Origin of the sequence: Robertmurraya sp. DFI.2.37 (assembly GCF_029211245.1) — a bacterium.
Taxonomy (GTDB): Bacteria; Bacillota; Bacilli; order Bacillales; family Cytobacillaceae; genus Robertmurraya; species Robertmurraya methanolica_A.
On sequence record NZ_JARGEJ010000049.1, the window covers coordinates 25,189 to 36,133 of the forward strand.

Genomic DNA, 10,945 nt, shown 5'->3' on the forward strand with positions numbered 1-10,945 from the left:
CGGCAATTATACGCCTTACTATAACAGATTAACTATCATTTATCGTAACATAAGAAAGCTTTTGAAACACAAAATGTGCTCGAAAAGCAAATGATTATTCATTTTCAGCTAAATCAGCTAAATAACTCCATCGTTCAATAAAATGTTCTAGCTTTTCATTTAAAGCATTTTCTTCGTTCATCAAGGCTTGTGCCTTTTCAAAATCACTGCCCGTTTGTGTCATTTCTTCGGCAATTTCTTTGAGACGCGCTTCGACGCTAGCAATATCCTCATCAATTTTGTCCCATTCCATTTTCTCTTTATATGTCATCTTTTTCTTTTTTGGCTTTTCTTCGACCGCCACTTTATCCTTTGAGGGACTTGATTGCTTTATCTGTTGTTTAGCAAACTGACTTTCTAATAATTCTGTATAGTTTCCATAAAATGACTCAATATTTCCAGCTCCATTTAAAATAAGCAGTTGTTCTGCCACTTTATCAAGAAAATAACGATCGTGGGAAACCGTAATAACGACCCCTGGAAAGTCTTCTAAATAATCCTCCAGTACCGTTAATGTTTGTGTATCTAAATCATTGGTTGGTTCATCAAGCAATAAAACATTCGGTTCTGACATGAGGATTTTTAAAAGATATAATCGTCGTTTCTCCCCCCCTGAAAGCTTGCGAATCGGTGTTCCATGGGTAAAAGATGGAAACAAGAAACGTTCAAGCATTTGCGTTGCTGAGATCGTCTTACCATCAGCAGTTGTAACAACTTGTGCCGTTTCCTTTAAATATTCAATCATTCTTTTACTCTCATCCAGATCCTCATTTTCCTGGGTATAATAAGCAATTTTTACGGTTTGCCCGATCACATACTCTCCTGAATCCAACGGGAGTTTCCCAGCTAAAGTGTTTAATAATGTCGATTTACCCGTGCCATTTCTGCCAACAATCCCTATTCTATCCCCCGGTTTCACCAATAGATCGAAATCTTTCAAGATTACTTGAGAACCGTAAGATTTATTCGCCTTTTTCAGTTCAAAAACTTGCTTTCCTAAACGGCTGCCTGAAAGTGAAATATCCAGCTTATCGTCAGACTTGACAGAAGAAATTTGTTCATCTAAGCTTTCAAAGCGCCCAATTCTCGCTTTTTGTTTTGTAGTGCGAGCTTTTGCTCCTCGACGAATCCATTCCAGCTCGCGGCGAAATAAATTTCGTTTTTTTTCTAGTGTTGCTGCTTCATTTTCTTCTCGTACCGCTTTCGCTTCAAGGAAGGCAGCATAATTCCCCTTATAGCTATATAGCTTTCCCCTATCTAACTCGAACATGCGATTTGTAACCCGATCGAGAAAGTAACGATCATGGGTAACGAGCAGCAATGCACCGCTATACTTGCTTAAGTGCTCTTCAAGCCATTTAACCGACTCATAGTCAAGGTGATTAGTAGGCTCATCTAAAATTAATAAATCAGCTGCTTGAATCAAAACCTGTGCCAAAGAAACTCTTTTCTTTTGTCCTCCAGAAAGCTCGGCTATTTTTTTATTAAATTCCAATATTCCAAGTTTCGTTAAGATGGTTTTGGCGTTCGTACTAACATCCCAACCGTCAACAGCATCTATCTTTCTTTGAAGCTCATAAAGCCTCGCTTGATTTCGCTCTTGATGTGGATCCATTTCTAAATCCAATAGAGCTTTCTCATATTCTTTAACAACACGAAGGAGCGCTGACTCTCCAGCATACACTTGATCTAGTACAGTTAAATTCTCATCAAGTACAGGAGATTGAGAAGCATAGGCAATTTTATAATCCTTCGGCATCAACACTTCACCGCCATCAGGCAAATCAACACCTGCGACAATTTTCAGCAATGATGATTTTCCTGTGCCATTAACTCCAATGAGTCCAATCCGCTCTTTTTCTGCTATCGTAAAGGAGATGTTTTGAAATAATTCTTTTTCTCCATATGTTTTCGTCAAATTATCTATCGTTAATATTTGCATAAAAACCAATCCAATCATCAAAGTTATTCGCACTTCATTTTATCATAAAGATACCAGTTCTTGTACATTGAGAGATGCTCGCCCCATCAAAAGAGGATTCAGAACCACTTCATTCCGAATCCTTTGCGAAGACTATTCACCTAGCGCTTGCATACCATTATACCAACTAATTCCAATCGTATCTTCACCAGCATGAACGCCAATCGTCGCCCCTAATGGATGACAGCTAAAGTGCAGAGAAGGAAAATACTGCTCCAGTTCATTCTTCCATTCTAAAGCGGCACTTTGATGTAAACCGTATAAAATATATACTTCCTTAAAGTTGAATTTTTCATAAGATTCCCGTAAGTAATTCACGATTTTATCCTTGGCTTTTTTCTCACTGCGCGCTTTATCCTTAATCGTAAGTTCGCCATCCGCTACTTGAATAATTGGCTTTATGTTTAACATACTCCCAAGAAAATATCTTAGTCCGGACATTCTGCCGCTGCGATGAAGTTGTTCAAGGCTACCAACTAACACATAAGCTTCATATGTTTCTCGTAAGCGTTCAATTTTTTCCTTAATAGCTTCAACAGGAAATCCTTCCCTCAGCCATTTCATCCCTTGCTTAATTTGGACTGTTAATGGGTATGAAAGGATTTTAGAGTCGATGGTGATCACAGGAATATCAACTAACTGAGCAGCTTGTTCACTGGATGAAACCGTTCCACTTAGCTTTGAAGAGACGAGAATCGGGACGATTACATCATAATCGTTTTTAAGCCTATCAAATAATTGTTTAAATTCTCCTACAGACGGCTGCGAAGTTTTCGGTGGTGACTTCAACGTTTTCAACCTTTGAAATAATTGTTCAGATGTTAAATCTATATGATCTAAAAATTGTTCACCATCCAGCAATATCGACATTGGAACCGCATACAAATCTGAATGCTGTTTTAGTTCTTGATCTAAACTTGCTGTACTGTCTGTAACCCATGCTATTCTTTTCAAATGCTCTCCCCCTAAACTTATTTTAAGACCAGATACTAAAATTAGATGCTAATTTTATTTTACACACATGGATGGGAGAGCGCTAGCGTGATTATGATAAAAGGCTATTTATTTTTTGAAGTGAATCGATTATATAGTCTAACATCATTAACAAATCATCTATTTGATCTTCAAGGACAAGGCGGTTGAAATCAAGAGAAATTTCTTTCGTAATGATACTGCAATCCTCTAACGGATTATAGCTGATTTTTTGAGTAAATGTTCGCTCCGATCCCCATATATCGATAAGAAGCGCATTCATCTTCTGATGTAATTTTAGGTTATTTTCATGTTCAAGTTTAAATACGACGAGAACCTTCGCACCTGCAAGTGCCTCGTTTTTTACGTTTGAATACAGTTCAGCCGAAAGATTTTCTAGCGCAGCCTTTAAAATAAACGTACACGAAACTCCATTACCATTCCGATTAGAAAAAGTGATCTCATATTGCCTTGAAAGCTTTGCAAGGTTGATGAGGTCATTGCGATCAAGAATCGATATTTCCCCTTGCAGATCTCGATCATACAATGCCCCTTCAAGAACCACCTTCATATTTTCAAATGCGGTAGGATCAAACATATCCTTCACTCCTTCATAAAATGAACGACAGGGTCACCCCTGCCGCTCCACAGTTGCGACAAACATTCTTCCTTCACAAGGATGTTACAAAAAGCTCAAGCATTTGGACGTATTGTACTATTTCCATGTCGAAAGTATTTTTTCTATTCTTATTGCTTACATTAAAATAAGCCTATTGGATTCCCTTCCGCATCGACATCCATTTTTAACGCGGCTGGTGCTTTAGGAAGACCAGGCATCGTCATGACATCACCTGTTAATACAACGATGAAGCCAGCTCCAATAGATGGTTTAAGTTCTCGAACCGTTACAGTAAAATCAGTCGGCCTTCCTAATTTTGTTGGATTGTCGGATAATGAATATTGTGTTTTTGCCATGCAGACAGGCAAATTGCTCCAGCCAAAGCGTTCAAAGTCTGCCAATTGTTTTTTGGCTTTTGACGAGAATTCAACCTTTGAACCTCCATAAACCTTTTGAACGATCGTTGTAATTTTATCCTCAATAGAATCAGCCAATTGATACAACGGTGAGAAATTAGATTGAGCCTGTTCAATCACTTCAAGTACTCTTTGTGCAAGGGAGATTCCCCCTGCTCCTCCTTTTTCCCAAACCTCTGTCAGTTCAACTGGGAGGCTATATTTCTCGCAGAGTTCAAGAAGGGTCTTTACTTCCTTATCAGTATCTGTAATAAATTTATTGATTGCCACAACAAACGGTAACCCAAAGCTTTGAATAGTCTCAGCGTGCTTTCTTAAATTTTCAAAACCTGCTCTTAGTCCCTCAATGCTCTCATTTGCCAGTTCTGACTTCGCAATGCCCCCGTGCATCTTTAACGCTCGAATGGTTGCTACAATCACAACTGCTTCCGGTTTAAAGCCTGCTGCTCTTGTTTTAATATTGAGAAATTTCTCCGCTCCTAAGTCTGCCCCAAAGCCCGCTTCCGTTACTACATAATCGGCCAGTTTTGATGCGGTGACCGTGGCGATCGCACTGTTGCAGCCGTGAGCAATATTAGCAAATGGTCCTCCATGTACAAGGGCAGGGGTGTGCTCAATGGTTTGGACGAGATTCGGTTTGATTGCATCCTTTAGTAATAAAGTTAATGCTCCCTCTACTCCTAAATCAGCTACGGTTACTGGTTCTTTATCAACATTATACGCCACAATCATATTCGCCAATCTTTGCTTTAAATTTTGCAAGTCCGTTGCTAGACATAGGACAGCCATAATTTCAGAGGCAACTGTAATGTCAAAACCATCCTCACGGGGTACCCCTTGAACCGGTCCACCAAGCCCCACAATCACTTTTCTTAACGCCCGATCATTTAAGTCAACTGCTCTTTTCCAAACAATCCTTCTTTGGTCAATACGCAATTCATTTCCTTGCTGTAAATGGTTATCGATAAGGGCTGCCAATGCATTGTTTGCCGTTGTAATTGCATGGAAATCGCCAGTAAAGTGAAGATTTATATCCTCCATCGGAAGAACTTGGGCATAGCCTCCTCCCGTTGCACCACCCTTGATTCCCATTGTAGGTCCTAAAGACGGTTCTCTTAATGCAATCATGACTTTTTTATTTAGTTTATGTAAAGCATCCCCTAAACCAACTGTTACGGTCGATTTTCCTTCTCCCGCTGGAGTTGGATTAATCGCAGTTACAAGAATAATTTTTCCTGATTCTTTTGTTTGCAGTCTTTTAATCGTTTCAGACGAGAGCTTGGCCTTATATTTTCCATAAAGTTCGAGGTCATCCTCTTGTAAATTTAACTCTGCAGCGATTTTTATAATCGGCTCCATTTTGGCCTCTTGGGCAATTTCAATGTCAGACTTAAATTTTACATTTACACTCATCGCATTTACCCCCATTACCATTCATTGATGATTTCCATATATATTGTATCATCTTTTTGTCAGAGGATTCGGATTTAATTTTGCAAAAGGATTGATACATCATATAAACGACTATATAATATTAAATATTGAAAATTCAAACGAGGAGATGATCACTTGCCAATCAAAATTCCGAAGCTTCTTCCTGCCCGAGAGGTTTTAGAGAAAGAAAATATCTTTATTATGGATGAAGTTCGGGCGAATACACAAGATATTCGACCATTGAATATCATCATTCTGAATTTAATGCCGGAAAAAGAAAAAACCGAGGCACAAGTGCTCCGATTATTAGGGAACACTCCTTTGCAAGTAAATATTTCTTTTTTACAAATGGCGACACATCAGTCGAAAACAACAAGTCAACTTCATCTTGATCAGTTTTATACAACTTACCCGAATATCAAAAATCGAAAATTTGATGGCATGATAATTACTGGAGCTCCGGTGGAAATGCTCCCGTTTGAATCGGTCGATTATTGGGATGAACTGACGGAAATTATGACTTGGTCAACAACAAATGTCACTTCCACTTTACATATTTGCTGGGGTGCCCAAGCAGCTCTTTACCATCACTTCGGAATTGGAAAGTTTGAATTGCCGCGCAAATGTTCCGGTGTTTTTTCTCATATTGTAAATGATCGCAGTGAAAAGCTATTAAGAGGATTTGATGATGAATTTTTTGCTCCCCATTCAAGATATACCGATGTTCACCAACATAAAATTAATGAGCATCCTGATATTAAGCTGCTCTCCTACTCAGAGGAAGCGGGGCCATTTATCATGAGCGCCAATGGTGGAAAACAAATCATGATTACAGGGCATTTAGAATATGATGCATATACTTTAAGAGAGGAATATAATCGTGATAGACAGCGCGGACTAAACATTCATCTACCTGAGCATTATTTTCCTAATAATGACCCAAATAAACAGCCATTAAACCGGTGGCGCTCCCATGCCCACCTTCTCTTCTCAAACTGGTTGAACTACTATGTGTACCAAGAGACACCTTACGTCTGGGAATAAAGATAGAATATACACCAGTGCGGTAAGTTCTTAAACAGTTATATTAAGAGCTTTCTTCCATAATGAACTTCCTCCAAATAAAAAAGAACTAATTTCTTGTCGGAGGTTGTAAGAACCGAAGTTTTACTGCTATTACAGCTTACTAAACACCGGACTACTTGCAGGGATGTGGTACAAAAGATGGCTCTTCCTTTTAACAAATTTTTCATTTCGAAACATCAACAGTCTGACTAAAGTGAATGGTCAGACTGTTTTTTTACAAAATATAGCTATGAATCACTACTGCTGGTCAGAAAAATACACTTCCTCAAATGGTTGCACAACAACGAAGCCTTCCCCTGAAAATTTCATTTGAATCGATTCACCGCTACCTCTTCCGATGAAGGTTTTAAAAGAAATATCTGTTACAAATTCAGGTGTTAAAGAACCAGACCATGCCACTGTTGCATTAGGATCTGTGTACACAGGATTATTAGGTGTTACCAACAATGTTAATGGTTCATAATGAGAAGTGATCGCAATCATTCCATAGCCTTCTAAACGGACATTAAATAACCCGCCAGACATCATTCCAGCAATTTTCCTCATCAGTTTTATATCCCATTCAATAGATGGCTCAAATGCCAATAAATCATTGCCATTGACATAAATAGATTCACCTTGCAATTGTAAAATACTAATCTTCTTCCCTTGATCAGCTACATAAAGCTTGCCACTTCCCGTTGCCTTCATTAACGACGTACCTTCACCTGTAAATGCCTTTTTAAACAATTTTCCGAGACCATGCTCAAAAATCCCTTCTCTTTCATATTTAATATTTCCACGATAAGAAATCATCGCACCTGCTTTTGCCCATATTTGCCCATTCAAATTGATTTCCAACAGCCGTGGAGTTTCAAGTTCAAATAAACCTTCTCCTTTATCTTGTTGCTGTGTTTGCTTAACAAATTCATTCATTGAGTATCGACTCACACCTCATCAGCTCCCTGTCCCATAATAATAATTATTTTTCTAATAGCTTTGTTAAAAAATATCGTTGGTAAAATGACTTTAGCTCATTTTATATGAAATTAGGTTTATTGAAAGATCCTTTAACCGCAGAGCTCCCCAACCGTTTCATGGACTCAGAGGGAAAATGAGCGAAAAATCAACACCGGCTTTAACAAAGCTTTTCTAATAAATATTTTATTATTACAGAATAAATTTCTATTTTTAAAGAATATTTCCTTGTTTTATCATAACAATAATATAGAAAAAGCTCTATATTGCTTAAAACAAGGAGACTTAATTTTATGACAAAAGAAGAAATTGTTTCTGTCTACCGAAATCACTCAGGAGCTATTATCAGCTTTCAAACATCCCAAGGAAGAATTATTTCTTATCGAAAAGCGCTCTTAGAAGCACTCGATGAAAAAATTTCTGGTGTACTATTGTTAGAACAGGAAGATGGCAATACTTTATTTGATCACACTACCTTTGAAGATTTGCCGTCTTATTACTAGAATCAACCTAATTCAAGCCAGTTGAACTCTTTTTATAAAAAGAGATTCTCCGGTTACATCAATCCTTTCAATCACTGAAAAGAGAGAAACTTCTTTCTTAAAAACCATACATAAAGATATATAACACGTTAAGATGGCTAAAAATCCATGAATTCAAAAAGCCAAAAATGTTGCTATAACCACATTTTTGGCTTTTGCTTATTTGTGAGAACCTTCTGCTATTACGCTTCTATAAGTAGATAGAGAAATCACTATTCTAAAAACTTATATTGAAATTTTTCATCCTCTGGTGGCTTTGGACCAATTTGGATTATTCCTGTTGTACTTTCTCCATAAATATAGCTTGTATTCGGCTCATCCTCAAAAATAACGTACGCGAGTTGCTCACCTTTTATAGATGACTCCGCTTTAATTTCTAAAATATCCACCTCACCATACTTTTTTAGAAGATATTCCTCAGTGAGTTTTTCTAACTCATTCAATTCCTGGTGTTCCTTGTAAATACTATAACCTATTATGCTTGCCACAATCATGATTAGTGAAGCTAAAAATGCAAAAAAGAAAATGACAATTTTTACTTTCATACTACTTTCTATTCTTTCTTCCATAATTAAACATACACCCTTTACAGGAGATTAGAGTTTCCTTGCTCATAACAAAATTCTAAAATAAAAAATAAAAGAAATGCAGCAACCTTTGGGTGCAATCGTCTGAGACTGTGATTATGCTAATTTTCACCATGATTGCCCCTGTTTCCAACTATATTACGCCAAATTCACTCTTACTTGTGCATTTTTGGCTTGATTGTGTATCAAGACTGCTCTTCTATTGAGGTCATTATGTTGAGCAACCTTTGAGGGCAACGCCTGAACCTTTATTTCGCAGTATCAGGATGCCAGAGGCTATATTAGGCAGGGGACTGGTAAATCAAAATTCCCTTTGATTGGTCATGATCCCAAAAAAATGGAGAAAAAATTTTCTCCATTTTTAAACAAGCTTTCTTCTTACTCTTGTACTTCATTTTTTTTCTGTATTTCGCGTAGTGCCAATACTCTGCTTTCATCCTCTTCAAAAAATTGTACTAAGTCACCGATACGGTCGATCGCATTCCAGCTTAAATGGTGTTCAATGCCTTCCACATCATTATAAATATTCTCTTCCATTACTCCAATTGTTCTAAGAAGCTCCTCAAGTAAATCATGGCGGTAAACTAGACGCTTTCCAACTTTTTTGCCTTTAGGTGTTAACGTAAATCCTCTATATTTTTCATAGACTAAATACTCATCTTTATCTAATTTCTGTACCATTTTCGTTACTGAAGAGGGATGAACTGAGAGTGATTCTGCAATATCTGATACGCGAGCATATCCTTTTTGTTCAATTAATAAATAAATTTGTTCAATATAATCTTCCATACTTGGTGTTGCCATCAGTACACCCTCCAATAATTTTGTATTAACGCAAAAGTTTTTTCTATTTATATTCAAAGTTTACTATAGAAAGAAAGGGGATACAAGAAAGAAAAAGAAGGGTTATGCCATTAAAATATGAATTTAACCTTTTTCTCTGCATCGTCCCATCCAAGCTTAGCATCAAAGGTTTTCTCCTTGCCCTTAAAGCCGTGGATCAACTCTGTGCTCCCTTCAGTAAGAAGGGTCTTCACTTGCTTCTGCGTAACCGATTTGCCAAGAATCTTTTTTGAAATAGTAAAATCACACTTCGTCTTTTGATAATTTGAACAACCGTAGAATGTACCTTTATCGATTACGGTGCCGTTACATTTCTTACAGGTTCCTAATTTGGTTGGTTGTCTGCGTTGTTTTCCCGGCTGTTTTCCAGGAACAAAACCATCAATGAACTCATCAGGAAATTTCCATTTTTCCGCTGCTTCTATAGTTGTTGAAATAAGATGAGCAATCATTTTATTTGTTTGCTCCATGAATTGTAATGGAATAGCCTGTCCCTCTGAAATTTTTTTAAGACGCTGCTCCCACTTCGCTGTCATTTCAGGAGAAGCTAATATTTCATCCCCGACTGCTTGAATCAAAATTTTCGCTTTTGCTGTCGCATAAACAAGGTTTTTTCGAATATCAATATATTTTCGCTCTTTTAACATCGTAATAATTCCTGCACGCGTCGCTTCTGTACCAAGACCTTCAGTTTTCATAAGGACTTTTTCAAGCTCCTTATCTTCGATCTGTTTACCAGCCGTTTTCATTAACGTAATCAATTGTCCCTCGGTAAAACGTTTTGGAGGTTGTGTCTTACTTTCCTTTACTTCTATTTTCACAACTTTTCCCTCTTCTCCCTTTTCTAATATAGGAAGACTCGGATCCTTATCTTTTTCAAATTGGGGAATTACTTTTCTCCAACCTTCTTCTTTTTGAACCTTACCTTTTGATTGAAAAGATGCTCTTTCATCAACTAATGTCTTAATGGTTGTGTACTCTATAATAGATTTTCCGTAATGGGCTGCGATCAAACTTCTTGCTATTACATCATATAATTTTTGCTCATCAAGACTCAGCTTTTGCAATGTAGGAACCTGTTCAGTTGGAATAATTGCATAGTGATCGGTAACCTTTTTATCATTCACATAGCGAGGATTATTGATAATTGACGTGTTCGGGAGAGGAAATAATTCTTGATATTCTGGATACTGCTCAAGCTTACCTAATATTTCAGGAAACATTTCTGCCTCTCCCTTTGTAACATGTCTAGAATCAGAACGGTATCTACTAAAAAGTGGACTTAATGAAAGTGGACTTAATGAAATCGGTTTTAAAGCTAATAACTAATAGGAATAAACTTATTACTCAACTTTCGCACCTTGAAAATCGACCTTGTTTTAGGTCTATTAAAGCTTTAAGAACAATCAACTTTGTTCCTTGACTATTGCCTTTAAACAAGAAAAGGCACCTGCTTCTTTGGTATAGTG

At 37.3% G+C, this 10,945-nt stretch carries 9 protein-coding genes and 1 pseudogene; 2 read left to right on the top strand and 8 right to left on the bottom strand.

Annotation, left to right across the window (positions count from 1 at the left end; all coding sequences use genetic code 11):
* Positions 1–94: 94 nt before the first annotated feature.
* From PZE06_RS19870 to PZE06_RS19885, 4 genes are all read right to left on the bottom strand, one after another.
* On the bottom strand, positions 95–1,981 hold the full coding sequence (locus PZE06_RS19870) for an ABC-F family ATP-binding cassette domain-containing protein (protein WP_275792027.1): 1,887 nt from the start codon (positions 1,979–1,981) through the stop codon (positions 95–97).
* Positions 1,982–2,113: 132 nt separating this feature from the next.
* A complete protein-coding gene (locus PZE06_RS19875; protein WP_275792028.1) occupies positions 2,114–2,974 on the bottom strand; it encodes a DegV family protein in 861 nt (286 codons plus the stop codon).
* A gap of 91 nt (positions 2,975–3,065) precedes the next feature.
* Complete coding sequence (locus tag PZE06_RS19880; RefSeq protein WP_275792029.1) at positions 3,066–3,590, bottom strand: hypothetical protein; 525 nt, start codon at positions 3,588–3,590, stop codon at positions 3,066–3,068.
* A 161-nt stretch (positions 3,591–3,751) separates the two neighbouring features.
* Positions 3,752–5,440, bottom strand: coding sequence for a formate--tetrahydrofolate ligase (locus tag PZE06_RS19885; RefSeq protein ID WP_275792030.1), 1,689 nt, complete (start codon positions 5,438–5,440; stop codon positions 3,752–3,754).
* 156 nt (positions 5,441–5,596) lie between these two features.
* On the opposite strand from PZE06_RS19885, the gene metA reads away from it, so the two are divergent.
* Positions 5,597–6,505 (top strand): homoserine O-acetyltransferase MetA, encoded by a 909-nt coding sequence (gene metA / locus PZE06_RS19890; RefSeq protein ID WP_275792031.1) that lies wholly within the window; start codon positions 5,597–5,599, stop codon positions 6,503–6,505.
* Between the two features lie 279 nt (positions 6,506–6,784).
* Here metA and PZE06_RS19895 read toward each other — a convergent pair whose 3' ends face one another.
* A complete protein-coding gene (locus PZE06_RS19895; protein WP_275792032.1) occupies positions 6,785–7,477 on the bottom strand; it encodes an AIM24 family protein in 693 nt (230 codons plus the stop codon).
* A gap of 320 nt (positions 7,478–7,797) precedes the next feature.
* Here PZE06_RS19895 and PZE06_RS19900 point away from each other — a divergent pair, with 320 nt between their 5' ends.
* Positions 7,798–8,007, top strand: a complete 210-nt coding sequence (locus PZE06_RS19900; RefSeq protein WP_275792033.1) for a hypothetical protein — start codon at positions 7,798–7,800, stop codon at positions 8,005–8,007.
* Between the two features lie 251 nt (positions 8,008–8,258).
* On the opposite strand, the gene PZE06_RS19905 is transcribed toward PZE06_RS19900, so the two are convergent.
* The 3 genes and pseudogenes from PZE06_RS19905 to PZE06_RS19915 all read right to left on the bottom strand — a co-directional run.
* On the bottom strand, positions 8,259–8,615 hold the full coding sequence (locus PZE06_RS19905) for a DUF3139 domain-containing protein (RefSeq protein WP_275792034.1): 357 nt from the start codon (positions 8,613–8,615) through the stop codon (positions 8,259–8,261).
* A 396-nt stretch (positions 8,616–9,011) separates the two neighbouring features.
* Positions 9,012–9,437, bottom strand: coding sequence for a transcriptional regulator MntR (gene mntR / locus PZE06_RS19910; protein ID WP_275792035.1), 426 nt, complete (start codon positions 9,435–9,437; stop codon positions 9,012–9,014).
* 110 nt (positions 9,438–9,547) lie between these two features.
* A pseudogene (locus PZE06_RS19915) lies at positions 9,548–10,738 on the bottom strand (type IA DNA topoisomerase); the annotation flags it as partial.
* Positions 10,739–10,945 lie beyond the last annotated feature (207 nt).

Bases quoted from the DNA above. Each gene is read 5' to 3' on its own strand.
- PZE06_RS19870 (WP_275792027.1), bottom strand. From the start codon at position 1,981: ATGCAAATATTAACGATAGATAATTTGACGAAAACATATGGAGAAAAA.
- PZE06_RS19880 (WP_275792029.1), bottom strand. From the start codon at position 3,590: ATGTTTGATCCTACCGCATTTGAAAATATGAAGGTGGTTCTTGAAGGG.
- PZE06_RS19885 (WP_275792030.1), bottom strand. From the start codon at position 5,440: ATGAGTGTAAATGTAAAATTTAAGTCTGACATTGAAATTGCCCAAGAG.
- PZE06_RS19900 (WP_275792033.1), top strand. From the start codon at position 7,798: ATGACAAAAGAAGAAATTGTTTCTGTCTACCGAAATCACTCAGGAGCT.
- PZE06_RS19905 (WP_275792034.1), bottom strand. From the start codon at position 8,615: ATGGAAGAAAGAATAGAAAGTAGTATGAAAGTAAAAATTGTCATTTTC.
- mntR (WP_275792035.1), bottom strand. From the start codon at position 9,437: ATGGCAACACCAAGTATGGAAGATTATATTGAACAAATTTATTTATTA.